Source organism: Paenibacillus taiwanensis DSM 18679 (assembly GCF_000425125.1).
Lineage (GTDB): Bacteria > Bacillota > Bacilli > Paenibacillales > Paenibacillaceae > Paenibacillus_B > Paenibacillus_B taiwanensis.
Genome location: NZ_KE384307.1, coordinates 181,901 through 207,063, shown reverse-complemented (window position 1 = coordinate 207,063; position 25,163 = coordinate 181,901). Strand labels below are relative to the sequence as shown.

19 protein-coding genes are annotated in these 25,163 nt (G+C 46.0%); 4 read left to right on the top strand and 15 right to left on the bottom strand.

What is annotated here, in order from left to right; translation table 11 throughout:
• Window positions 1–90: 90 nt before the first annotated feature.
• The 4 genes from H509_RS0114855 to H509_RS0114840 all read right to left on the bottom strand — a co-directional run bounded on the left by H509_RS0114855 (window position 91) and on the right by H509_RS0114840 (window position 2,859).
• Window positions 91–786 carry a CpsD/CapB family tyrosine-protein kinase gene (locus H509_RS0114855; protein WP_028545781.1) on the bottom strand — a complete coding sequence of 232 codons (696 nt, stop codon included), beginning with the start codon at window positions 784–786 and terminating at the stop codon, window positions 91–93.
• Window positions 767–1,534 (bottom strand): YveK family protein, encoded by a 768-nt coding sequence (locus H509_RS0114850; protein ID WP_028545780.1) that lies wholly within the window; start codon window positions 1,532–1,534, stop codon window positions 767–769. The genes H509_RS0114855 and H509_RS0114850 overlap by 20 nt, the downstream gene beginning before the upstream one ends.
• Before the next feature lie 29 nt (window positions 1,535–1,563).
• Window positions 1,564–2,307 carry a tyrosine-protein phosphatase gene (locus tag H509_RS0114845; RefSeq protein WP_028545779.1) on the bottom strand — a complete coding sequence of 248 codons (744 nt, stop codon included), beginning with the start codon at window positions 2,305–2,307 and terminating at the stop codon, window positions 1,564–1,566.
• Between the two features lie 90 nt (window positions 2,308–2,397).
• The gene (locus tag H509_RS0114840) at window positions 2,398–2,859 is read right to left on the bottom strand and encodes a PilZ domain-containing protein (RefSeq protein WP_028545778.1); all 462 of its coding nucleotides are present in this window, start codon (window positions 2,857–2,859) and stop codon (window positions 2,398–2,400) included.
• Window positions 2,860–3,186: 327 nt separating this feature from the next.
• Between H509_RS0114840 and H509_RS0114835 the strand changes: the two genes are divergently transcribed.
• Window positions 3,187–3,555: a helix-turn-helix domain-containing protein gene (locus tag H509_RS0114835; RefSeq protein ID WP_028545777.1), complete on the top strand. Its 369-nt coding sequence runs from the start codon at window positions 3,187–3,189 to the stop codon at window positions 3,553–3,555.
• A gap of 140 nt (window positions 3,556–3,695) precedes the next feature.
• On the opposite strand, the gene H509_RS27730 is transcribed toward H509_RS0114835, so the two are convergent.
• The 4 genes from H509_RS27730 to H509_RS0114815 all read right to left on the bottom strand — a co-directional run bounded on the left by H509_RS27730 (window position 3,696) and on the right by H509_RS0114815 (window position 12,917).
• Window positions 3,696–3,872: a hypothetical protein gene (locus H509_RS27730; protein WP_157277741.1), complete on the bottom strand. Its 177-nt coding sequence runs from the start codon at window positions 3,870–3,872 to the stop codon at window positions 3,696–3,698.
• A gap of 164 nt (window positions 3,873–4,036) precedes the next feature.
• The gene (locus H509_RS25455) at window positions 4,037–5,350 is read right to left on the bottom strand and encodes an MFS transporter (protein ID WP_245596097.1); all 1,314 of its coding nucleotides are present in this window, start codon (window positions 5,348–5,350) and stop codon (window positions 4,037–4,039) included.
• A gap of 215 nt (window positions 5,351–5,565) precedes the next feature.
• A complete protein-coding gene (gltB, locus tag H509_RS0114820) occupies window positions 5,566–10,164 on the bottom strand; it encodes a glutamate synthase large subunit (RefSeq protein ID WP_028545776.1) in 4,599 nt (1,532 codons plus the stop codon).
• Between the two features lie 542 nt (window positions 10,165–10,706).
• On the bottom strand, window positions 10,707–12,917 hold the full coding sequence (locus H509_RS0114815; protein ID WP_028545775.1) for a hypothetical protein: 2,211 nt from the start codon (window positions 12,915–12,917) through the stop codon (window positions 10,707–10,709).
• A gap of 276 nt (window positions 12,918–13,193) precedes the next feature.
• On the opposite strand from H509_RS0114815, the gene H509_RS0114810 reads away from it, so the two are divergent.
• Window positions 13,194–13,847: a lipoprotein BA_5634 family protein gene (locus tag H509_RS0114810; RefSeq protein ID WP_028545774.1), complete on the top strand. Its 654-nt coding sequence runs from the start codon at window positions 13,194–13,196 to the stop codon at window positions 13,845–13,847.
• A gap of 70 nt (window positions 13,848–13,917) precedes the next feature.
• On the opposite strand, the gene H509_RS0114805 is transcribed toward H509_RS0114810, so the two are convergent.
• The 3 genes from H509_RS0114805 to H509_RS0114795 all read right to left on the bottom strand — a co-directional run bounded on the left by H509_RS0114805 (window position 13,918) and on the right by H509_RS0114795 (window position 18,020).
• Window positions 13,918–15,039: an acyltransferase gene (locus H509_RS0114805; RefSeq protein ID WP_028545773.1), complete on the bottom strand. Its 1,122-nt coding sequence runs from the start codon at window positions 15,037–15,039 to the stop codon at window positions 13,918–13,920.
• 190 nt (window positions 15,040–15,229) lie between these two features.
• Window positions 15,230–17,245 carry a YhgE/Pip family protein gene (locus H509_RS0114800; protein ID WP_028545772.1) on the bottom strand — a complete coding sequence of 672 codons (2,016 nt, stop codon included), beginning with the start codon at window positions 17,243–17,245 and terminating at the stop codon, window positions 15,230–15,232.
• A 199-nt stretch (window positions 17,246–17,444) separates the two neighbouring features.
• Window positions 17,445–18,020 carry a TetR/AcrR family transcriptional regulator gene (locus H509_RS0114795; RefSeq protein WP_028545771.1) on the bottom strand — a complete coding sequence of 192 codons (576 nt, stop codon included), beginning with the start codon at window positions 18,018–18,020 and terminating at the stop codon, window positions 17,445–17,447.
• 232 nt (window positions 18,021–18,252) lie between these two features.
• On the opposite strand from H509_RS0114795, the gene H509_RS0114790 reads away from it, so the two are divergent.
• Both H509_RS0114790 and H509_RS0114785 read left to right on the top strand, forming a co-directional pair.
• On the top strand, window positions 18,253–19,374 hold the full coding sequence (locus H509_RS0114790) for a UDP-N-acetylglucosamine--LPS N-acetylglucosamine transferase (protein ID WP_028545770.1): 1,122 nt from the start codon (window positions 18,253–18,255) through the stop codon (window positions 19,372–19,374).
• Between the two features lie 42 nt (window positions 19,375–19,416).
• Window positions 19,417–19,821: a hypothetical protein gene (locus H509_RS0114785; protein WP_028545769.1), complete on the top strand. Its 405-nt coding sequence runs from the start codon at window positions 19,417–19,419 to the stop codon at window positions 19,819–19,821.
• A 58-nt stretch (window positions 19,822–19,879) separates the two neighbouring features.
• Here H509_RS0114785 and H509_RS0114780 read toward each other — a convergent pair whose 3' ends face one another.
• The 4 genes from H509_RS0114780 to H509_RS0114765 form a co-directional block, all read right to left on the bottom strand.
• Window positions 19,880–21,511 (bottom strand): type 2 periplasmic-binding domain-containing protein, encoded by a 1,632-nt coding sequence (locus tag H509_RS0114780; RefSeq protein WP_028545768.1) that lies wholly within the window; start codon window positions 21,509–21,511, stop codon window positions 19,880–19,882.
• An 86-nt stretch (window positions 21,512–21,597) separates the two neighbouring features.
• Window positions 21,598–22,482, bottom strand: coding sequence for a carbohydrate ABC transporter permease (locus tag H509_RS0114775; RefSeq protein ID WP_028545767.1), 885 nt, complete (start codon window positions 22,480–22,482; stop codon window positions 21,598–21,600).
• A gap of 12 nt (window positions 22,483–22,494) precedes the next feature.
• A complete protein-coding gene (locus tag H509_RS0114770) occupies window positions 22,495–23,460 on the bottom strand; it encodes an ABC transporter permease (protein WP_028545766.1) in 966 nt (321 codons plus the stop codon).
• Window positions 23,461–23,508: 48 nt separating this feature from the next.
• Window positions 23,509–24,684, bottom strand: coding sequence for a Gfo/Idh/MocA family protein (locus tag H509_RS0114765; RefSeq protein ID WP_028545765.1), 1,176 nt, complete (start codon window positions 24,682–24,684; stop codon window positions 23,509–23,511).
• Window positions 24,685–25,163: the final 479 nt, after the last annotated feature.

Here is a 25,163-nt window from a genome sequence, read left to right as displayed (position 1 = left end):
CTCCGATGATAAAGGTACAGGAGATATCACCTGTCTTCTACCGGTCCTACCCGAAGAAGACGACGTTATTTACTTTTTAGCCCCTACTCACTATCTGGTGCTGCTGTAATATTGATTCCAACTGCGATTCCATCGTTCTTCTGCCCCGTTAAGAACCGCCCCGAGAATGTTGGCATTGACACGCTCCAGTTGTGTACGTGTTTGATTCAGCATCTTAGCTGTCGTCCTGCCGGACTGGACGACGATCAGCACACCTTCGCAGCGCGAAGCTATAAGCTTAGCATCGTTAAAAAGCAGCACAGGCGGCGCGTCAAACAATACGATGTCGTACGCTGCTTTTGCTTCCTCTATTAATAAATCAAAAGCTTCTGAGGCCAGCATTTTGCCTGGATCGTCCAACGCCTTGCCCGCGCTTAACAGCGTAAGGTTGCGAACCGAAGTCTCTTCTCCCGCATCTCTCGGATGTGTACGTTGCATGAGCACTTGTGACAACCCTTTGCTGTTACCCGTATCAAATACATCATGCAGCTTGGGTTTACGCAGATCACCGTCCACAAGCAGCACACGTTTCCCCTCAATAGCAAAGGCAATGGCCAAGTTACATATCGTGGTCGTCTTTCCCTCGCCTGGCCGTGCAGACATCATGCCAATTATGCTTGGCGACCAAACTTCATCGTCACGCTGCATATATTGGAGCTGCGTACATAACGAACGATACATTTCGCCTATAGGGGATAAGGGCTGGTACTCCATCGTGCGGGCGAATTTACTGCTGTGTCGTGGCATACGTCTCTTTCCCGCCCTTCACTTGATTGGTATTTACACGCACGGACCTGCCCACCGTCTTCAAATGCTTGCCGCGCATTTTTGGAATATAAGCTAAAGTATTTAGCCCTGATGCTTCTGCAATATCCTCTTCGCTGTAAATGCCCTCATCAAAGAAATAAATGACAAATGCAAGCGCAAATCCAAGCACAAGTGACAACATGGCAGCTACAATGATGTTCATCATTTTGTTTGGCTTTACGGGAGCCGGCAGAACGGTAGCATCTGCCGCTGTCAGGAGCGTTACGTTGTCCACTTTCATGAGCTGCGGAATCTTCTTCACAAACAATCCTGTTACCGTGTTTGCAATTTTGGCTGCAAGTGCGTAAGAAGAATCTTCTACTGTTATCGTTACAACCTGCGTCTCATTCATTGAAGATACTTTAATCATGGACACCAGTTTTTCGAGTGTATAAGGAATATCCGGATTGTTTTGAATGACATCATCCAGTATCCAGTTCGTGCGAATTAATTCTTTGTAGGTTTGGATCAACTTAATGTTGGCGTTCAGGTCGTTGATGTTAATACTGCCGACACCCTCAACATCTTGTGTCTTATTTACAATAAATTTGGTAGATGCTTCATATACAGGCTTCAGAACAAAGTAGCTGTAATAAACGGAGAAGCCTATCCCAAACACCAGCACACAACTAATCAACCATTTACGCTTCCATAGGATCCGGATCATATGTTTAAGGTCTAGTTCCACGATACGTCTTTGCCTCCTTTTGATAGGTATTACCTTTGTCGAGCCGGATCTAGGATTGACCGAGTAACAAGCTCGCGCCTTATTAGCTTTTCCGCGTTCTGTTGCATCATCGTTGCATAGGCAGCGGAAATATGTTGTTTCACAGCCGCGTAGCCTTCTTGTAAATAAAAGGAGCGTCGCTGTAAACAATGCGCGTCAGAAGCTAGGAAATGTGCACATTGTTGTCGAATTAAATCATATGCGGTGCGCATCGTTTTCCTTCCATAACCGCCCAACAGAGACGTCGATGTAATTTGAAACAGCACTCCTTGTTCCATCAGAGCTATTGCTACCTTGGGATTGTCCATTATGACCCGATGACGTTCAGGATGGGCGATAACGATGCACCACTGCCGCTCCTTCATCCACTCCATAAACAGCGGAAAGTAATCCGGTATATGATCATTTGGCCATTCCACTAACAAGTATTGGCTCTCCCCAAGCGGCTGAATGCGGCCCATTTGATACTCCAAGTCATAATCGGAGGTTAATCTGAACTCTTGTCCCGGCAATACATGTACGTCAATTCCATGCTTAGCAAAGAGCTCATTCAGACGTATGACTTGAGCCCTTATCTGCTCGGCTCCATTTCGATAGGTGACGGAATGGTGTGGAGTGGCAATGAGCTTACGTATACCTTGACGTGCAGCCTCGTGCCCTAACCGCAAGGCATCAGCTGCATGTTTTGGCCCGTCGTCCACTCCCGGGAGCACATGGCAATGAATATCAATCATCTATGCAACACGTCCTTACCTATGTAGCAGATCGTATAAAATGAAGTGCGAGATTGCTCAAAATGATGTAAGATATGAAGCATAACCATGTTATGACGTATGAAAACGAGTTCTGTTTGTTGATAATGCAAGGGTGGATAGTGTGCGGTACATGTGGTGTATTCGTTTTTGCTGCGGCATCATGTTGATTAATTTTTCATTTAATAAGCGAAGCAGCAATCGCTTCTCATTTTGATTAAGTTGCCATCGGACCGAGTATTCGTACATCCCTTCGGTTAATCGGCTCCATACTGGACAACCATCTATGGACAGATATACATCTTGAAGTTCAAATTCAAATCGTAGCGAGTAATCCGTCTCTGCTTGAAGCGGCAAATCCAAATTGGACAGCATTCGAAGTCCCCCAGGACTAATAGCCGTGACCAACACTTTGCTTGTCTTGACAGCCTCTATTCGATGTTGGTTAATGTGTGAGATAGACATGGAGGCGATAATCGGATTATGAAGTGCGATGCGAAGACTCATGGTGTAAGGAGGATTGTTGGCATCCATATTATGACCCCTGTAAATGCCTCTATAGGCAGTATATGAAAGTTCAAATGACTGATGCTTATTTCATTACATGTGCAGCATGAATGTTTTGGGAATCAACCACCACGATACTATTTGTTTCGACAACACTCTTTTCTATTGATTGTGATACAATATGTAACCTCCGACTCCTTTAATTTACGATACAAAAAGTATCGTGTCAATCGTTTTTTGTGTTACTTATGTGAATACTTACCAATAATACGCTTTCATAGATACATTTTGTTACTTTAATATTTATTAAGAGCGCACTAGCTGATTTAAGGTGTTTGAAGGAGGCTGTTACTCATGAGTACAGGTAATCGCATTGCAGAGCTTAGGGAAGCTAAAGGATGGACTCAGGAAGATCTGGCAGCCAAATTGGGGATTACTCGGGCCGCTTTGTCCCACTACGAGAAAAATCGACGTAAGCCTGATTTTGAGACATTAACTTTGTTAGCGGATTGCTTTGAGGTGTCCATCGACTATTTGGTAGGCAGAACCCTTATTCCGGACATGAACTTGTCTGAACCCGTTCGTGCCTTTGTAGATCAATTAGAATTGTCCGATGAGGATATGCTGCAACAATTTCATTTAACTATTGATGGTCATCAATTAACCGAAGAAGAAGCAAAGCGATTTATCGCCTTTGTGCGCGCAGAACGAATGATGCGCTAGGCATCGATGGGAATGTTATCGATTCAACTTCGGAATATAACCGCCTGTCGGTATGACTACAACACAAATAAACCGTGAAGGGCTCTCGGCCCTTCACGGTTTCTCATTGTCCTTTGTTAACAATTTCCTTCCATCCCGCCTCAGTCTTTTCGATGCTTCTCAAGAATCGCCTTGATATGATCAGGAGCTTCTTCTATCGAAATGCCCAACTGCTCCATGACTTGAATAATATCCAGTGTAATATGGGAACGAAGCTCATCTGGAGATTGAGCCTCCTTTTGCACGCTTAGGATATTGGCCCGGTTCTTATCTTCCATCTTTATAATTACCCCACTTCACGTTATTTGTACACATTTGTGAGATTAGTCATGGATGCGTGAGACTTCCCTTATTATATCGTATCTTAATGAGGTAATCTGTCGGACGATGGAGACACTTAATAGGACTTCACATTCTATTTTTGTCGAATCAAACATCAATTTTATGAATAGTTGTCATAATATTGGTTTTTTTCCGCTCTAAGCTTACTTTTTTGTAAATAGGCATGCAGCATGAAACTGACTGTAGCGACTATAGCAATGACAACGGATACACGCATCACAGCTTGGAGTCCCCCACTATCATAAGCGACACCTAAAGCAACAGGTCCGATCATTCTGCCTATTGAACTGATTCCACCTGCGAGTCCCATGTAAAATGGAGCATTTCGACCAGCCCGAGCTGCCAGAAAAGCTGGAACTGCCGGGGATACAAGCATTTCCCCTAACGTCGCAATCATCATCGCTACAATAAAGCCGCTATAGGACGGAAATAGTAATATGACAACGTAAGCCAAACTGTAAAACACTGCACTCCAGGTTAGCTGTGATGTGACCGGTTGCGCAATTGTACGCTTCATCCACGACGTTATCGGTTGTCCCACAAAAATAAGAATACCATTTAACGTCCATAACCAGCTGTACATCTTCATTTCCATCCCTTGATCGGTAATGTGAGGAGCAACACCGCTGCCCCACAGGCTGTTCGCCATCCATATCATCATCGAACCGACAGACAGAAATAAATACAGCCGAACATTGCGCAATTGATCCACAATCGTCAAGTGTGGAATGGCACCTTTATCAGGCATATCATCCAGTTGGGCTCTTCGTGCTCCCTTAACGGACGGAGTTGCGTTTGGCTTCGCTGGGGCTGTCTCCTCTTTTATATGCTGCAAGAAGTAATAAAAAAAGACCGCAAATGCTGCCGACGTGCTTGCATTTAATATAAAAGTCAAATTAAAGGAAATATCAGCTAAAATACCACTTAGAGCTGTTCCCAGTGCTACGCCAATATTGTTGGCCACATAAACTACATTAAACAGCTCGTCCCTTCGATCGGCCCAGCGAAATCCGATAAAGGATTGAATAGCAGGCTGCGATAGATTACCTGTAAAACCAATCACAAACATCGTCACAATGTAACCCCACCAACTGGAGTAAGCGGTTACGACCAGGGAAGCTTGAAATACCGCTGTCACAGCTAATGCGCCTATTAATAACTTTCTAACACCAAACTTGTAGTAAAGTGAACCTCCGGCAAATTGTCCTAACACATTGCCTAACATCTGCATCATAATAACAAAGCCCGCTTCTGCCAACGAGCGATTCAGCACTTGATGTACAAAAATAGTCGTGAGCGGCCACATGAGCGCAGCACCTGTCGAATTAATCATGCTTGCCCAAATAAATACGCTCATCTCACGCGTATAGTTGCGAAACATCCCTACTGGAGCATACTTCATATCTGTAATCACCGTCTGTTCGATTGAAATGAAGCATATGTAACACAAAGAACCTCATCCCCGGGTTCGATACTATGCTTGTCACGGCTAAATCTTAAATAATGAGCCGCTACAAGTATATATCGTAGCCCAGGGTTAAGGTTCGTTCAAGGAATATTTTGCAGTCCCTATAGAAGGGTCGCTGTGCCAAAAGCAGTAATGGCTAGCACCGTGTTAAATCCGCCTGCTTAATTACCGCCAACTCGGCTTAATTCTCGCATATTGGCTTCAAATGCAGCTAATATCGCGTCATCACCAACTAAACCTTTTGCTTCAACCTTTGCAATCTGTTCCAGCATCCGCTTGTAGTCCTTTGGTATGACACGTACAAACTGAGGCAGCTTCGCCTCCCAATCTGCCAATATCCGGCTGCCGATAGCACTATCCGTATGCTGAACGTGCTTTTCAATCATTTGCTTCAAATAAGCCTGTTCCTGCTCCTCTTCGACACGCTCTAGCAGCACCATCTCCAAATTACAGCGATTCACAAACGAATTGTCCGTATCCAAAATGTACGCTACACCACCCGACATTCCCGCTGCGAAATTGCGGCCTGTATGCCCCAATACAATCACTCGCCCGCCTGTCATGTACTCACAACCGTGGTCGCCCACACCTTCAACAACTGTATGAACACCTGAATTTCGAACAGCAAAGCGTTCGCCTGCTATACCACGAATAAAGGCCTCGCCGCTTGTTGCACCATAAAATGCGGTATTCCCGATGATGACGTTGTCCTCTGCCGCAAAAGTCGCCTTGGCAGACGGCTTCACTATAAGCTTGCCGCCGGACAGTCCTTTGCCAACATAATCGTTGCTGTCCCCTTCCACCGTTAACGTCATGCCACGAGGTACAAAGGCACCGAAGCTCTGTCCTGCCGATCCAACAAAGTGAAAACGAATCGTATCCTCTGGCAAGCCGGCTGCGCCGTACTTGCGTGTAACTTCGCTGCCGAGAATCGTGCCTGTCGCACGATTGACGTTCGTAATTGAAAAGCTGCCTTCAACAGCGCTGCCGCTCTCAAGCGCAGCCTGCGCGGCAGGAACGAGGTGCTGCATATCCAGCGTCTCTTCCAGCCCGTGGTTCTGCTCACGAACTTTAATTCGCGCAGAGCCTTCTGGCAATTCCGGCTGATGCAGAAGCGAAGACAAGTCCACATGCTTCGCCTTCCAATGGTCAACTGCCTCTTTTACATTTAAGCAGCCTGTCTGGCCAATCATGTCATCCATTGAGCGGAAGCCCAACTCTGCCATAATTTCGCGCAGTTCCTCCGCTACAAATGTCATAAAGTTCACAACATGCTGCGGATCACCTTTAAAATTGTTGCGCAGCTCTGGATTTTGCGTAGCTACGCCGACCGGACATGTATCCAACTGACATACTCTCATCATAATACATCCTACAACGACAAGCGGGGCAGTGGAGAAACCATACTCTTCAGCACCTAGCAGCGCAGCAATAGCCAAATCACGCCCCGTCATCATCTTGCCATCTGTCTCCAACTTCACGCGGTCACGCAAGTTGTTTAGAATAAGCGTCTGATGCGTCTCAGCAAGACCAAGCTCCCAAGGCAGTCCTGCATGGCGAATGGACCCTTGTGGTGAAGCCCCCGTTCCGCCATCGTATCCGCTGACGAGAATAATGTCAGCGCGGCCTTTCGCAACGCCAGCTGCAATTGTGCCGACTCCTACCTCAGACACCAGCTTCACATTAATCGACGCACGCGGATTGGCATTCTTTAAGTCGTAGATCAGCTCTGCCAAATCCTCGATCGAATAAATATCGTGATGCGGCGGCGGTGAGATCAAGCCGACACCTGGTGTAGAACCACGTACTTCCGCAACCCAAGGATATACTTTTCGTCCTGGGAGCTGTCCGCCTTCTCCAGGCTTCGCCCCTTGCGCCATCTTAATTTGAATCTCTTCTGCATTTACCAAATAATTCGAAGTTACTCCAAAACGACCCGATGCTACCTGCTTAATCGCACTACGGCGCCAGTCGCCATTCGCGTCCTTCACGAATCGTGCCGGGTCTTCGCCGCCCTCGCCCGAATTCGATTTGCCGCCGATGCGGTTCATCGCAATGGCCAGGCTCTCATGCGCTTCCTTCGAGATGGAACCAAATGACATGGCCCCCGTCTTAAAACGCTTGAAGATCGAAGACACACTTTCCACCTCATCAAGCGGAACCGCCGGGCCAATCGGCTTCATCTCCAACAATGAGCGAAGATTATTGTTATGATTATACTCGCCTAATACGAGATGGGAATACTTCTTATAAAGCTTGTAGTCGCCTTTGCGGCAAGCTTCTTGCAGCGTATGGATCGTCTGCGGATTAAACAGATGCTCCTCGCCATTTTTGCGCCATTGATAATCTCCGCCTGAGTCAAGCTCCTTGTCGCGTCCTTCCTGATTCGAGAAGGCTCGATTATGGTAGCTAAGCGCCTCCGCGGTAACTTCCTCTAAGCCAATGCCGCCAATTCGTGATGGCGTCCACGTGAAGTACGCATCGACGAACTCTGGCTTCAGGCCAATAGCTTCGAAAATCTGGGCGCCACGATACGATTGAACAGTTGAGATTCCCATCTTCGAGAGAATCTTCACGACACCTTTCGTTGCTGCCTTAATGTAGTTCTTCACAGCCTTCTCGTGAGAAATGCCGCGCAGCAACCCTTGGCGAATCATATCATCCAACGTCTCGAATGCCAGATAAGGATTCACCGCACTTACTCCGTAACCAAGGAGCAGTGCATAATGATGAACCTCACGCGGTTCGCCAGATTCCAACAGTAAGCTAACCTTTGTACGTGTCCCTTGACGAATCAAATGATGATGCAAGCTCGACACTGCAAGCAGTGCCGGAATAGCAGCATTATCCGCATCGATGCCACGGTCAGACAAAATTATAATGTTATGTCCTTTGCCGATTACACGATCAGCTGCTTCACACATCGTCTTAATCGCATCGCGTAATCCTTCTGCTCCAGCAGCTGCCGTAAACAAAATAGGAATAGTGATCGATTTAAAGCCAGGCCTGCGGATATGCCGCAGCTTTGCAAACTCCTCATTTGCAAGCACAGGTGTAGCAAGCTTAATGTGACGGCAGCTCGCTGGCTCAGGGTGGAGCAAGTTGCGCTCTGGCCCGATCGTTGTGCCCGTCGCAGTCACGATCTCTTCGCGAATCGCATCGATAGGCGGATTCGTCACTTGCGCAAATAATTGCTTAAAGTAGTTGTACAAACGTTGAGGGCGGTCCGACAGCACAGCAAGTGGTGCGTCATACCCCATAGAACCAATCGGCTCCATGCCACTCGTCGCCATCGGCTCGAGTGTCTTGCGCAAATCTTCAAACGTAAAGCCAAATGCTTGTTGACGCTGCTGCACATTTTCGTGCTTAGGCTCGATGACTTCCGGTGCTTCGGGAAGATCCTCCAGACCAACCAGGTGCTCATCAAGCCACTGCTGATAAGGATTTTCGGCTACGATCTGCGCCTTAACTTCCTCGTCTGCAATAATACGGCCTTGCTCCGTGTCAACGAGCAAAATACGTCCCGGACGCAGACGGTCCTTATATAAAATACGTTCTGGTGCGATATCCAATACGCCTGCTTCCGAACTAAGTACGATCAGATCGTCCTTTGTTACATAATAACGGGATGGGCGCAACCCGTTGCGGTCAAGTATAGCGCCTATTTGAATACCGTCCGTAAAAGCCATAGCCGCCGGTCCGTCCCACGGCTCCATCATCGTGCTGTGATACTCGTAAAATGCCCGCTTCGCCGGGTCCATGCTCTCATGGTTGGACCACGGTTCAGGCACCATCATCATCGCGACGTGCGGCAGCGATCGACCCGACAAATACAAAAATTCAAACGTATTGTCAAACATGGCCGTATCCGATCCATCTGGATTAATGACCGGCTTGATCTTCGCCAGTTCCTCGCCGAATATGTCAGACTGGCACAGCGTTTCACGTGCATGCATCCAGTTTACATTGCCGCGCAGCGTATTGATCTCACCGTTATGAATCATAAAGCGGTAAGGATGGGCCCGCTCCCAGCTAGGGAACGTATTGGTGCTGAAGCGAGAGTGCACAAGCGCAATCGCTGATTCAAACGCTGGCTGCTGCAAATCAAGATAAAAGTGTCCTACTTGTTCTGTCGTCAGCATTCCTTTGTATACGATCTTGCGGCAAGACATAGACGGGATGTAGAACGTTTCCGCTCCAGCTTCGCCCGTATAACGAATCGCCTGCTCAGCTTGCTTGCGGATTAAATAAAGCTTACGCTCAAATGCGAGATCTTCCTGAATGTCTGCACTGCGGCCGATAAACACCTGACGGACAAAAGGTTTAACAGACTTTGCAGATTGCCCCAATGTCTCATCATTGGTAGGTACCGTACGATATCCGAGAAAAAGTTGTCCTTCCTCTTCCACGATACGGCGCATCGTCGCCTCGTGACGTTCACGCAGCTCTGTATCTTGTGACATAAAGAGCATTCCGACGCCGTAACGGCCAGCCTCTGGCAGGTCCACACCTTGAGTCTTCATCTCCTGTGCAAAGAAACGGTGCGGAATTTGCAGCATAATGCCTGCCCCATCCCCCGTATTCGGTTCACTGCCTTGACCGCCGCGATGCTCCATACTGACCAACACGGTCAACGCCTGGCGGACGATATCGTGGGACTTCTGTCCTTTGATATGAGCGACGAATCCCATACCGCAAGCGTCTTTCTCATACTGCGGGTCGTATAATCCTTGCTTCGTAGGTATACCGTATTGTTTCATTGGGAAGCAACCTTTCTATATGTTATTTAATTCAGGTATGTCCGATATTTATAATTATTCATTTTAGTTATTATATCATTTTAGCACCGTACCTATTTGATGGCAATTTATTATTTTTATGGAGCCGATAACTTTTCTTTTTATTACGAGTTTCCAATAACAGCAATATTCGCTAAAATTCATAAGAACCCCCGTCCACAAAGGGTTATTCAAGTTTACCCCCTTCATATTTGCTTGCATTTTTTTCACACTTCTATAAGTTAATACAGCACACGAACAAAGAAAACGCATTCATGAATAAATGAATAATTATACGCAATAATGCATAATTTATTGTGTAAAAAGCTACAAATATTCATGCGATAAGTCTAAACAATTCTTCTCTTGTCCTCCTCCTTACCATAAGCAGGACATCACAAAAAACGCAGCCTCCATAAGGAGAGCTGCGTTAATAGCGGGGGGCGAACCCCCTATTCTCGTTAATTGTATTATCGTTCTGCTAGAATGAATTAACATAATTGCCTATACGAAATTGAGTATTCCTATTTCACACTTACACGTACGGATGTGGATTTCCCATCAAATGTAATCTTAATGGATGCGCTGCCTTTTGCAGCTCCAACTACTGTACCACGTTCTACTTTAACCTTCGTGCTGCTTGGCACCCATGTCGCTTGTGGTGTGACATCAACCACTTCACCAGTGTCATAGATCGCGCTTACTTTCCAGGAAGCACTTTGACCTACTGTCAGCTTGATCGAAGTAGGTGCTGCTTCGAGCTTTACAAGACGCGGCTTTACATGAACAGGCACTTCGAGCTTATTGCCTTGGAATTCACCAACTAGCTTTGTGCTGCCAATGACGAGCCCTTTAACACTGGAGCCACGTACAGTAGCTACCTTTTCATTTTCTGACTTCCAATCAATACGTGAAGTCAGAGTAACAGACTTGCCATTACGCTGCTTGCCTGTAACTTTAACAGATTGTGACTTGTTTGCCGTTAAGTATACGATCTCTGGAGTAATTTCAAATGCTACAATTTCCTCTTCGATCGTGCCTTTTAAGGAAATCTTGACGTTAGAGAACGTTCCGTTAAGAGTCACTTTGCTAGCAACAAGACCTTTCATTTTCCCTTCACGGACGAGCAGGTTAGGTGAGCTGGACTCCCATTTTATCTCTTGGGAGACATCCTTCTCTTCCCCATCTGTATACACTACCGTTACTGTTGGAGAAGGCACTTCACGCCCCGTCACCAAATTAAGCTCTTCTGTATTTGCGCGCAGTAACAAAGCTTTGCGATTTACTGTTGTTTTCATCGTGAGTGTGTAGCCATGAACGTTAGCCGTTACTTGAGTCTCACCAGTGGTGACACCTACTAATTTGTCATCATCTACTTTTGCAATGGCTGGATTTGCAGAAGTCCAGTTTACAACTTCGCTAATATCAATCTTTTCGCCACTGAATGTAACACCTTGTACTTTAGGGAACGGTTTGGATTCATCTACGAACAATTCTTCCTTGCGTTCCTTAACGCCGTTTGCATCTGGTTTGATCGCTTCTGTCCATTCAATACTTTGGATAGATGGATATACCGTAATCTCAACAGACTTCGTTAAGCCTTTGTAGCTTGCCGTAATTGTTGTTGTGCCCGCACTTTTAAATGAAACGAGCCCTTTTTCCACCGTAGCAGCCATCACATTGCTAGAAGTCCATTCTGCATCAACGGTTACTTCCTCTTGACCACCTTGATTGTTTAATACAAATGTTTTGACCTGAATCGGGTTATCGCCTAACATAGCATGCTGCTTCTTATCCGGTGTCATCCGCATCGCCAAATGGGATGTGCGAACTACCGCTGTTACAGATGCTGTGCGCCCCAAGTAAGAGGCTGTAATCGAAGCCGTACCCACATTAACAGGCTTAACGACCCCTTTTTTCACTTCCACAATGTTTGCATCGCTAGTCATCCACTCAGCATTTTCAGTAACAACATCAACAGTTCCATCCGGCTTCTTAGCCGTCAGGACTAACGCTTGCTCTGTTCCGCCATAAGTGAACTCCAACAGTTGATTAGGAGCGATCTTAAGCTCATCGTATGGAATACCTACGGTCAGCTTGATCTTCTTCTCGATCCCTTTATGCTTAACCGTAATGTCCGCGTTACCTTTAGCTTTTAACTTAATGCTGCCTTTGGATACCTCTGCTACTTCTGTATTCGAAGAAGACCAGACAGCATCTGCCGTCACATCGTTTTCCACGGAAGACCCTTTATCGTAAGCGTACACTTTCCAATTCGGCTTCATACCGAGCATCACGTTCAGCTCTGACGCCACTTCCTGTCCAGAATCCGCATTACGTACATAAATCTTGTCATACAGATACTCCGAGTTAACTGTCTTCTTGATAACAAATCCTTGGTATTTAGCTGTAACTTCCACACTTCCCTTGCCAACGCCCTTTACCCAACCCGCATCCACAGTTGCAATGGTTGTGTTCTGCGAAGACCATTCCGCAAGCCCAGTCACGTCTCGTAGTTCAGTTGAACTGTCTTTTTGAATGGTAGCGAGCACTTTTAAATGAAGCGATTGTCCTTCCACCACAACGGATACCGGATTAATAGATGATTCGAATTGCAGGCCGATCACTTTCTCCGCGGCTGCATGAATGGTCGTATTAAACGGCAGCATGCCTACCATAAGCGCAAGAACCAAAAGTCCTGCAAACCAAGATGTCGACTTATGTCTAACGTTCACCTGATCTTCCCCTTCCTTGTTCCAATTCCTATTTAATGAAGCAATACAGTCTATATTTATATAACGGTCATCACAACCCGATTATTTATGTTCTATCGACAATTTCCATTAAATATGTACAAAATGGGACTATCTAACTAATCCGCTTCCTTCTCTTACTAAATTGAAAGCTAGCTGTCACGCATACCGATGGCTGCTGTAGCCCATATTTCGTACACTAAGGACATCAAGTTAGTCGGACGCAAAAATTTAGCAACTAGAAAGGTGGATATCATGATGAGATCCCGCAAACATCCCTTCACAGTCGGTATAGGAGCTGCACTTTTGATGCTGACAAATACAATTAAACGCTCGTCTTATACAAGCACTCCCGCAGACAGCATCGTATTAACAGGTACGCAGCAGCAAAATAAAAATGCGATTCAGGCCATTCAGAAGCATGTTGTATCTCAACGTACTTTTAAAGCAACACGCCTCATAAATGGGCAGCAGGCTTGCTTGGTCTTGTCCCATTCTACTTTTCGCGAACTTGCTGCACACGGCATCTTGCAGCAAGTAACGGCAAGGGGGATGCAAAATGTGGCAGCTAACTTGTCGCTGGACTGCTCGCTCACTTACAGATTTGGACGCAGTTCCGAGCACGAAGCGGCTTTTCTTTTGAACGAGAGTCTTGTAAAGCCTCAGTATGGTGGTTTTGTCGTTGTTGGACAGGGCAATCCGTATTATAGCAGTCTTATCGTTACAGATGAGGCGGTATCTGCTGCACACAATTTCTATAGTGAAGTGATTCAAATCGCGGTAATGACATGCAGCAAAGATCCCAAAACGCTAGTTTCCGACATTTTACAAGCGGGCAGCGATATTCAACTGGTTCGATCACGCCACGTTTCCGCGGGTTATCCTATCAAAAAAGCGTCCTATCACAGTTAATGTGAATGGGCGCTTTTGTCATTTTATCTTCTATAATAATACATACGTGTTTGGAGATATCTTTCGCTACTTATTTACCGAGAAACATCTGCACAGCTTTGTTAGACGAATGCTGCACGGAGATCCTCGTCCCAAGCTCATATACCCCCGCACATGCCGCCATCGTCAGCAAATACGTCACCAGCAGCATCCCGTATGAGTTATACCAATAAGAACCTAAAGCTTTTAAGCTTTCCAAAATAAGCACATGTGCCAAAAAAATAAAAAATGCATACTTTCCTAGCCGCACAAACATGTTCATCCATGCTGCTTCGGCAGCAACTAATGCTAATTTCCAAAACCACAAGATGGCGCAGCAGGCATACACAAGCACGCTCACCCGATAGAAGTGCAAGGAATTGCCGAGGTCAGAGGAAGCGGCAAACGATAAGTGGACATCCATAATGGTCATGCCAAACGACACGATATAGATGAGCGTAAAAACAGTCATAGAACTTCTGCGGATAAACCGAGTAACTTGGTCCAAGTGCATGCCAACAGCCATCCCTGCTATAAAATAAAACATCATCCCCATAAAAGTAGGCACGATCATAATTTCCCAGCCTTTAGCTATAACAGTAGGGAGATAACGAAATGAAGTCATATAACAGAATTGGTAGGCGGCATAATAAAGCACCTGTAAAAGCCCGATAATAAGGGTAAACTTCACGGGATTCCACTGCAAACCTTTCCACCATAAAGGGGCGAGTACAATCAATTGCAGCAGTAAGGGGATAAAGTACAGTTGATGGAACATCCCTTTGCCAAGCAGTAAAGTAACAACAAGGTCCTTAAAGCCCCACGGCCCTTGTATAAGCCACGCCATCACAAGCCCAAGCACCGTCCAGAACAAATAAGGCAGCACAAGAGCGGGTACTCTTTTTGACAACATCGTCTTATAGGATAATGACTTTCCTTGTAATCGGAATGTGAGTAAAAGGCCGGAAATAAATAAAAAGACAGGGACTGAAAAACGCGCCCATGCATTCAACCATACGAGCGGAACCGCACCTGTCTGCACCTCTCCCGCCCACTCGGCATGTTCTGGATACGAAGCCGCAATTCCCATAGACAACACATGAATCAGCACAACACCAACGATAGCAATTCCCCGCATCGCTTCGAGGTCCCATCGCTTATTAGCTTGTGACACCTGTAATCCTCCCTTACACATTTAGCTTCTCGGTATCGCAGCGCTGTTAAATTTCGATTACACACGAATTCGCCATCCAAATTGGAAATTCCTTCTTCCGATTTAATAGTAACAACTACGGTTTACAATAAAATAACCTCCTGACCGCGGATCAACCGGCGATTCAGGAGGTTATAGAAGTTAATGGCTATTAAGCGGACAATGAAGCACTGCCTGCTTCCGCTCTGCTCTTGCGAGCACGAGAGATAAAGAATCCGAGTGTTAGGGCTGCAAATGCTGCCATGTAGATGGCAAGCACACCTGTTTGACTCCACATATGATCGAAGTCGCCACTTGAGATTACTGCTTTGAATCCGTTAACTGTGTATGTCATTGGCAACCAAGGTCCAATGGCTTGCATTGCAGATGGTGTAAGCTCCATTGGGAACGTACCGCCGCAAGATACCAATTGAAGAATAAGCAAGACGATCGCTATAAAGCGTCCTGGGTTGTCAAATACTGTAACAAGTGATTGGATAATAAGCATAAATGTCATACTTGTGAAAATACTAAATGTAATAAACAAACCAACGCTCTTCACTTCTAAGCCAAGTCCAGAAAGCATAATCCAGTCAGCAAGCAGCGCTTGGATCACACCTACTGAAATAAACAGCATCGTTTTACTGAAGAAGCGGCTCCAACCATTAGCAAGTGGATCTGGAGATTCTACCAATGGAAGTACAATTGTTAAAATAAGTGCGCCTACAAACAAGCCCAAAGACAGGAAGTATGGTGCAAATCCTGTACCGTAGTTTGGTACTTCGTTAACAGCTGATTCTACAACTTTAACAGGCTCTGCGTACATTTTGATACGTGCATCAGATGACTTCACGGCAGAGGCCTCATCAGCAGCGTCTGTCAATTTAGTTGCCAGCTCATCCGAGCCATCGTTTAGCTTTTTAACGCCATCTTGCAATTTACCTGTACCTTCATCTAACAGCTTCGCGCCGTTAGCCAATTGACCGATTGCTTTTGTCGCTTCGCCCACGCCACTTTGCAGCTTGGATGTACCTGCTGCGAGTTGATCCGCACCTGCTGCCAGCTTCTTGCCGCCTGCGGCTGCTTCATTCAGCTTCGTACCAAATTGATTCATGCCGGCCACTAATTGACCTTGGCCTGCTTTCAATTGACCTGCCCCAGCAACCAGCTTCTGTTGACCTTCGTTAAGCTGCTCAGCACCTTGCAATACCGCCTGGCTTGCGCCAAGCAGCTGCTTCACGCCTGGATCTTGTGCCAGTGCAGGGTTCGCTTTTACGAGCATTTGCAAGCCACCAGCAAGCGCCTTGGCGCCTTCTGTCAGCTTCGCGCTGCCTTGAGCAGAAGCGTTCAAGCCTTGCTCCAGACCCGCTACACCTTGCTGCGCTTTAGCTGCGCCTTGTTCCAATTGATTGTGCGCGGCTGACAATTTACCCAAGCCGCCACTTAATGTCGTTGCGCCTTGTTTTAAGTCGCCTGCGCCTTTATTTAACTGTCCGATACCTCCACTAAGAGGTGCTGTACCTTGCTTTAATTGAAGCGCACCGTCAGCGAGCTTCGCCATGTTTGTTTTTAATTCCTTCGTACCGTCAGCCAGCTCTTTTGTGCCGTCATGAAGCTTAGTCGCTCCATCACCAGCTTTTTGCAAGCCGTCTGCAACTTTTTCCACTTGCTCAAACATCAATGTGGTGTACGCTTCAGTAATCGTCTTCGATATTTCAGCGTTCACTTGCTTCACTGCCGTACCGCCAATTTGCGCTGCCAAGAAGTTGTGGCCTTCATTTGTGCGGAATAACAATTCAGCCGCTTTAGGCTCATCTTCAAGCAACGTCGTTGCCTGTTTCGAGAAATTGCTCGGAATCGTAATCGTCATGTAATAACGATCTGCCTTCAAACCTTCTTCTGCTTCCTTTTCATCAACAAACTGGAAGTCGAAGTCTTTACGCTTCTTCAACTCATCGCTAAGCTCTTTACCAGCTTCAAACGTCTTTCCCTCAAATGTAGTGCCCTGATCTGCGTTAACGATAGCAACCGGAAGATCCTGAAGCTTCGCATAAGGGTCCCAGAACGTTCCCAAAAATAATCCACTGTACATCAGCGGCACCATAATAACCGCGATAACCGGGATTAGCAGCTTCGGATTCCGAAACACGCGGCCCCATTCGGCAGCAAATAGTCGTGTACCTTTCATTACATCTCACCTCTATATTTATTTTGCATTTTCCACTCCAATGTGATGAAATGCATAGATAACTCAATTCAGAACTCTCTGACTGTAAAGCCCATTTGGTCATTGAGGGTATAATAAAACGTCGCGTCATGTAAGTAGAAATGGCTCATCTCTCTTTGCATTCCCACTTGTTGGCCGTGACGTTAAGAACGGTACTGCATCAGAACACCGATATACCTTTTACAAAGTAGTTCAAAAAGTGTTCTTTAATTGTCTCTTTGTCCAGAGGCTCATACAGCTTACTCCATTCTGTCGTCAGCGACTTGTACAACTGGACTAAAACAAAGCTCATAATCTGGGTGTTGCCTGGCGGAATCTCGCCTTTATCCATTGCCATGAGCAGCTGTCGTTCGACGTAGCGAAGAAGTTCACCCTCAATGCGATTCAACGCTTCTTTAGCCATTGGTGTACCGAAGTCACGCAGTTCTTGCGACAGCTTTAGCGCCAGCTCATGGCGGCTGCGGAACTCAAGCGCCCGATCAAGTACGCGGTACAAGTTATCAAAGAAGGAGCTATCTTCGTGAATCTCACCGTCTGCAATATCTTTCATCTCATGAATGACTTGCATTAAGATTTCGTCAAACAACTCTTCTTTATTCGTGAAGAACGTGTAGATCGTACCTTTGCCGACCTTAGCAATCTTGGCGACTTGATCCATCGTAGTTGCCTTATACCCAAACAGCGCGAACGACTGAGTGGCTGCTTCTACTATTTGCCTCCGTCGATTCACTGACATTTCGTAACTCCTTTCTTTTAGTTATTTTTTGGTGAACTTTGGAGACCGTCCGACCAACTGACCACTTCATTTATTTGGTCACTGTTTATCATGAAGATTACTTTATCATATTGAAAATCATTTTTCAACACTTTTTTTCATTTTTTCATCACATACACGTATACAAACATCCATTCGATTGGTTGATGCTTCATTTTACAATTCAGGTTATAATGGTTAACGGGTGAGAAACATGCGAAAAAAAAGAATCCTTCTCCTATCTGAAGGTTTCGGTACGGGCCATACTCAAGCAGCCACTGCTTTATCCGATGGAATCAAACAACTAGCCCCTGACGTTCAGGCTCGCGTCATCGAACTTGGCAGGTTTCTGAATCCAACCGTTGGTCCGCTAATTTTTGCGGCGTATCGCAAGACGGTAAGCTCACAGCCAAAGTTAGTCGGAATGCTGTATCGCAAAAAATATAAGAAGTCTTTGAATCGACTAACACAGCTTGCCTTGCATCGTATTTTTTATACGCAAGCTTCCCATGTTGTCAACCAGCTTCGTCCTGATGTTATCATATGTACACATCCATTTCCGAATATCGTCGTGTCCCGCTTAAAGCGTGCCGGACTTGATATTCCGCTCTACACGTTAATTACGGATTACGATGCACACGGCACTTGGCTGGACCCAGCAGTTGATACTTACCTCGTATCGGCGGAGGAAGTTCGAACCAAACTGCTAAACCGCGGAGTCGCTCCCGAACGTATACTCGTGTCCGGCATTCCCGTCCATCCTAAGTTCTGGAACAATCTCTCGCCTAGCGAAGCTCGCACTCAGTTGGGTTTGCAGCACCTTCCTACCGTTATGATTATGGGGGGAGGCTGGGGGCTGTCTATGGATGACGAATACTTAACGTATATGACCAGGTGGCGTGATCACGTTCAGCTGCTGTTCTGTATGGGCAGCAATCAAAAGATGATCCAGCGTATGAAGCAAGATCCAAATTTTAAACATCCAAACATACATATTTATGGGTACACCCATGAAATCTCCACCATTATGGATGCATCAGACTTGCTTGTGACAAAACCGGGCGGTATGACCTGCACGGAAGGGATGATGAAAGGCATTCCGATGCTGTTCTATTCCCCGCTTCCTGGGCAAGAAGAAGAGAACTGCGATTATTTTATAGACAGAGGCTACGGCGAACGTTTAACGGACAAAATGACAATGAAAAAGTGGCTGGATCAATTAACAGCAGAGCCTAATGTTATAAGTGAATGGAGGCAAACTCGCCAACTATCTGAAGATGAGCTTAAACGTTGTTCACATGAGGTGCTTCGCTTATTACAACTCGAAGAAGCATAACCATAACGGCCTTATATTTATCATAAAGGAGAGATATTTCCTATGTTATTTAGACCGATTGGTGCTGTCGGTTACGTGTTTATTGTGCTGGCTATGCTGACCAAGATTTATAAGTGGACAGACAGTCTGCTGGTGGCGGGCCTGCTCGCATTTGCTGGACTAATTTGCTTCGGCTTAGCGGAGAACAGCTTCGGTAAACGTCATTGGCTCGTCAAGTATACCGATTATGCCCCGCTAGTTGTGTTTGGCTTTGCCTTTGCACTGCAAATGTCGCAGCAATCCACATCTGCTGCGCTGGTGCCGGCGTTGTGTATAATTCCGTTTAGTGCGCTCAGCGCATATGTGTCGAATGTGTTGGCTCGCAAGAAGCAATTTCGCACGCTGCGCCGCATCGAGGAGATGCTGCCTGACCCGCCTGGGCCAGACGATGTCAATCGGCGATACTAACACAAAGGGTACCCCTAGGGGTACCCTTTGTGTTTCCTTAAGGCTCACAAGTAATGTCCTATTTTCCATCCTTATAACGGTCATATGCAGCTTGATACAATTCCAAATATCGTTTGATGTTCATCTGCTCAATTTGCTTCACGTAGGACTCCCATTGATCAAAACTAGCCGCGCCAGAAGCAAACTTGTCACGCATCTCATCGATATACGTTTGAATATCGGTTTGAATCGTTGTCAGTTCTTCTTGTTCCTCTGGTGTAAAGTTAAAGCTTGGCCATACCTCTTCCATTTTGATCGCATAAGGCTCCGCAGCTTCTGCATTTTTCATAGAGGAAGGCAACCCTTCTGCACCCTTAAAGAACTTCTGCTTCACGATACCAGGATAATAACCTCCAGGCCACGTTAAATATTGACTGACCGCTTGATCGAGATTCAGGCCGTCCGGATTTTTTTGAATGACGTCCAAATACGCATACTCTCCGTTCGCATCTACTTTGTATGTGACCCCTTCAAAGCCCATAAAAAACATTTTGGCTCCTTCATCCCCATAAAAATGATCGATCCAACGTATCGCAGCTTCAGGATTTTTGGCCTTGTCCGTCAGCACAAACATCCCCAAATTGCCGAGCGGTGAGCCCATGTTTGTCAGCCTTCGGTCTCCCTTAGGCCCTGTTAATACCGGCATGCCTACATAACCGTCCTGATTGTAGATCGCTTTCGGATCGACCCCATCCAGAAATCCGTACAGGCCTGCGCTCGCTTTAGATGTAATGTCGGTATCTTTCATCGTAAACGTTTCTTTATCCAGCAAACCCTCCTTATACAGCTTCGCGATATACTGCATCATGTCCTTGTACGCCTCAGTAGTGGGAACAAAGCGCAGCTTGCCTGTTGACGGGTCCAAATCAACGTTTTTGTTGGCAATCCCATGCTGGTTTAATCCGAATGCCCCTCGAAGGAAGTCCATCATAATCCAGACACCTTCGGAGCCCCACGGAATTTCATCCTGCTTCCCATTTTTGTTGGGGTCCTTTTCTTTAAATGCTTTTAAGACCGCATACAGCTCATCCAAATTTGTAGGCGCTTTCAAACCAACGTTGTCCAACCACTCCTGCTTCATCCAAGGCGTACTATAGAACAGAGATTTGAATGCAGGATCAAACACAGTAGGCAAGCCATAAATGCTGCCATCTGGCATCGTCATTCCCTTCTTCACGACCGGATATTGCTCCATAATCTGTTTGAAGTTGGGGGCGTATTTATCAATCAAGTCATTTAATTTTAAAAAGGTGCCCTGACTTCCATACTTGATCAAGTCTGTTTTCGGCAATGCAGCAGCAAAAAACAACTCTGGATAATCACCGCCTGCCAGCTTAATGTTTCGTTTCTCCTTTAAGCTATCAAACTGAACGGTTTCCCATTCCATATGAATGTTCGACATCTTCTCGTATTCCTGCCACAACATAAGCTTGCTCCAATCGGCAGAGGCATACAATTTGCCTGCAAACGCCGTCATGTTCAGAGTCTCTTTTGCGATCGGCATTCCCTCTTTGTTCATAAGCGCAAGCCGTTCATCAGCTTTGTTCGGATCAGCGGCTCCTCCCCCTCCGCCGCCTCCACAAGCTGCAACAAGCACAGAAAAGCTGAGCAGCACACTAAGCGCAACTGTATACCTTTTTGTTAAGCGCATCATTTATTCCCCCTTCGTTATCTGCAGCTCCTTGCACGTCCAAAGCCGTCACACTCTGGCTTGATCACTTCCTTATGGGGATGTGCTTACCCCTTTAACGCTCCAATCATAATTCCTTTGACAAAATAGCGCTGCAAAAACGGATACAACATCAGCATCGGCAAATTCGCCACTACCAGCACCGCATATTTTAATCCCTCTACACTCATCTTCATCCGTACGGCTGATTCAGAAGTCAGCTTAATAAACTCACCAGAATCGCTCTGAATTAATATTTCACGTAAAATAAGCTGCAACGGGAATTTGTCCTTGCTCGTCAAATAAATTAAGGCATTAAAGTACGAGTTCCAATGGCCAACCGCATAAAACAGCACCATGACCGCAATAATCGGCATCGATAACGGCAGAACGATACGAAATAACGTCTGAAAATGATTGCAGCCATCTATCATCGCTGACTCCTGCAACTCACCTGGTATTGATTGTTGAAAGAACGTACGCATAATGATGATGTTCCAGACGGATACTGCATTTGGAATGACCATGACCCATAACGAATCCAGCATGTTTAAATTTTTGATTAGCAAATAGGTTGGAATGAGCCCCCCGCCAAAAAACATCGTAAACACAATCATACCTGTGATGATGCCTCGCCCTGCAAAATCTTTGCGAGATAGAGGGTATGCGGCACACACGGTCATAGCTAGATTAATGGCCGTCCCGATCAGCGTGTACAAGATCGTATTGCCGTAACCGAGCAAAATGTCTTTATTTTGAAATATTTTGGTGTAGGCATCCACATTAAATCCTTTGGGGAGCAGCCATACGTCGCCACGAAGCACATGCTCAGGATTACTAATTGAAGCGCTTAATACGAACAGGAGCGGATACAGAACGATGACGGTCAAAATCGTCAGCAATATATAGTTGATGATGTTAAATACGCGGTCGCCAAACGAACGATCTATCATGTGCTGTTCCTCCTACCATAAGCTGGTCTCATTTACACGTCGTGCAACGTAATTGACAACAATTAAAAGTGCAAAGTTAACTACAGCGTTAAACAGCCCGACTGCTGCCGAAAAGCTGTATTGCGCATCCAAAATACCCGTGCGGTATACATAAGTAGAAATAATGTCTGAGCTGCTCATATTTAAGGAATTTTGCATCAGAAACACTTTTTCAAAGCCAACCGACATCACACTCCCCAAATTTAAAATGAGCAGAATAACGATCGTTGGCGCAATCGTAGGTAAATTAATATGCCAAATACGCTGCAACTTACTGGCCCCGTCAATTGTCGCAGCCTCATGCAGTTGTTGATCCACCCCTGATAGCGCTGCCAAGTAAATGATTGAGCTCCATCCCATCGTCTGCCACACATCTGACAACACATAAAGCGTCTTAAACCATGCGGGCGAGGTCATAAAGGTGATCGGCTCACCGCCAAAAGCTACAATCATATGGTTAATGATGCCTGTGCTCGGGTTTAAAAAAATAAACAGCATCCCTACAATAACGACCACCGATAAAAAATGAGGTGCATAAGTAATCGTCTGTACAACCTTTTTAAAACCTTCTGACTTTACCTCATGAAGCATAAGTGCTAGTATGATCGGAATCGGAAAACTTAAGGCTAGTGTATATAGACTGATCAGAATGGTGTTGCTTAAAAGCCGCTCGAAATAAAAGCTGTTAAAAAACCGTTCAAAATGTTTAAAGCCGACCCACGGGCTATCCCAGATCCCTTTATTAGCGATAAAGTCTTTAAATGCAATCTGGATACCATACATCGGCAAATAATGAAACACGATGTAATACACAACGACAGGAGCAATAAGCAGGTAAAGCTGCCAGTTCTTCGTGAATGCACGCCGGATCAGCTCCGACCTGCTGCGCTTTGTCAGTAATCGAGCGGGTGTCTCCAATGCAGCATCCGATGACTTCATTGCTTCTTCCTCCTCTGATGGGGACGTGGGTGTGGAGTAATTAGACGATTATCCATTCCTCATTGCTGAGGCAGCCAAATTCGGTATGGATGATACCGTCACTACGCCCCCGCCTTTACGGATCGATTCAGTGGCTGCACAGCCTACCGCGACGCTCATTCGCCCTGCAAGCGGAGTAGCTACAGGCTCCTTGCCATCCAGAATCATGTCCACAAAGTCCTTACAAATGATCGGATCGGCACCACCATGCGTTCCCTTCGCTTCCTTCACCTCGTATACACGGTCAGCTAGCTCACGTTCTGTATTTGAGCGCCTTGTGTAAACGTACACTTTGTTTTCCAGTTCATTATTTTCCAAACGTCCTTCTGTCCCGATAAACGTATAGTTGCGCTGATAATCCGGCGTAAAATGACATTGCAAGTACGATGCCTTGATCCCGCCTTCCAGCTCCATAATGACCATGTTGTTGTCCTCTACATTCACCTCTTGACGGAAAGCACATTCGATCAAGCGCCCAGGACTGACTTCTGTACACGTATCGCGCTCCTCACACTTCGGACAAGTCAAATCATTCGGCTTGTCGCCGCCATAGAAATCAAGGCCGCCAAATGCACTGACCTTTGTGGCATAACGCCCTGTAATCCAATGAATGATATCGATATCGTGAGAGCCCTTTTGCAGCAACAGTCCAGTGCTATTCTTCGAATTGGCATGCCAGTCATGGAAATAGAAGTAGCCTCCCCAACCAACAAAGTGCCGCACCCATACCGCTTTAATTTCGCCGATAGCTCCTGAGTCCACAATCTCTTTCATCGTGCGGTACATGTTCATGTAACGCATATTAAAGCCCACCATCAAATGCTTGCCAGATTCTTTCCACGCCTTCAAAATGTTATCGCAGCCAGCAACCGTAATTGCCAACGGTTTCTCACAAAAAACATGCTTGCCAGCTTTAAGCGCTGCTATTGCATGCTCTTCATGGCAAAAGTCTGGTGACGTGACCGCGATAGCATCGATATCGTCGCGTGCGATCAACTCACGATAATCCGTCGTGACGAACGCATCCGGGTTAATATCTTCCTTAAACTCCAACAATCGTTCTGGGTAAAGATCAGCAGCCCCTACCACGATAGAGCGCCCTTCCGGCTGATGCCAATATTTTGCGATTGTACCTCTGCCTCTTGCGCCAATTACACCTATTCGGACCTGTTTGCCTGCTGTCATTTCCTCATTCTCCTCTCAAACTCTCTGTCTCTTTCCCTAGTAAACGAATTAAAGCAGCAAAGCAAAGCCTTGAATATAAAGCGCTTACAAGCAATAACAGCGAAATGCGACCCCTTAGAACTCATAGTCTTTGTACACAACACTAGATCGGGCGACGCTGTGCGGCTGCACATGTCCTCAAATTATAGAAGCGCCTTGTAATGGAGCGATCACCGGTGTTTTGTGTAAATATTTAAAAAATAGACTTGTTTATGCTGGGGTGCGCTGCTGTTTGTTCAGACTCATTCGCTAATCGAGATTTTGCAGGCGCTTGATACACATGATGTTGCTGTGGAAGGATGGGCAAATTCTAAGTTGAGTTTGGGTATAATCTTGAAGTTTGGGTTGTGAAAAAGTGCAATAATAATTTGGTAAAAGTTTCTTTCGGTGCTTGTCGTCATTATATTATGCGAAAGTTTACGCCGTCAACCCGTTTTTTG

Bases quoted from the DNA above. Each gene is read 5' to 3' on its own strand.
- H509_RS0114845 (WP_028545779.1), bottom strand. From the start codon at position 2,307: ATGATTGATATTCATTGCCATGTGCTCCCGGGAGTGGACGACGGGCCA.
- H509_RS0114765 (WP_028545765.1), bottom strand. From the start codon at position 24,684: ATGACAGCAGGCAAACAGGTCCGAATAGGTGTAATTGGCGCAAGAGGC.
- H509_RS0114770 (WP_028545766.1), bottom strand. From the start codon at position 23,460: ATGAAGTCATCGGATGCTGCATTGGAGACACCCGCTCGATTACTGACA.
- H509_RS27730 (WP_157277741.1), bottom strand. From the start codon at position 3,872: ATGGAAGATAAGAACCGGGCCAATATCCTAAGCGTGCAAAAGGAGGCT.
- H509_RS0114840 (WP_028545778.1), bottom strand. From the start codon at position 2,859: ATGGATGCCAACAATCCTCCTTACACCATGAGTCTTCGCATCGCACTT.
- H509_RS0114800 (WP_028545772.1), bottom strand. From the start codon at position 17,245: ATGAAAGGTACACGACTATTTGCTGCCGAATGGGGCCGCGTGTTTCGG.
- H509_RS0114785 (WP_028545769.1), top strand. From the start codon at position 19,417: ATGTTATTTAGACCGATTGGTGCTGTCGGTTACGTGTTTATTGTGCTG.
- H509_RS0114790 (WP_028545770.1), top strand. From the start codon at position 18,253: ATGCGAAAAAAAAGAATCCTTCTCCTATCTGAAGGTTTCGGTACGGGC.
- H509_RS0114810 (WP_028545774.1), top strand. From the start codon at position 13,194: ATGAGATCCCGCAAACATCCCTTCACAGTCGGTATAGGAGCTGCACTT.
- H509_RS0114780 (WP_028545768.1), bottom strand. From the start codon at position 21,511: ATGCGCTTAACAAAAAGGTATACAGTTGCGCTTAGTGTGCTGCTCAGC.
- H509_RS0114835 (WP_028545777.1), top strand. From the start codon at position 3,187: ATGAGTACAGGTAATCGCATTGCAGAGCTTAGGGAAGCTAAAGGATGG.
- H509_RS0114855 (WP_028545781.1), bottom strand. From the start codon at position 786: ATGCCACGACACAGCAGTAAATTCGCCCGCACGATGGAGTACCAGCCC.
- gltB (WP_028545776.1), bottom strand. From the start codon at position 10,164: ATGAAACAATACGGTATACCTACGAAGCAAGGATTATACGACCCGCAG.
- H509_RS0114775 (WP_028545767.1), bottom strand. From the start codon at position 22,482: ATGATAGATCGTTCGTTTGGCGACCGCGTATTTAACATCATCAACTAT.
- H509_RS0114795 (WP_028545771.1), bottom strand. From the start codon at position 18,020: ATGTCAGTGAATCGACGGAGGCAAATAGTAGAAGCAGCCACTCAGTCG.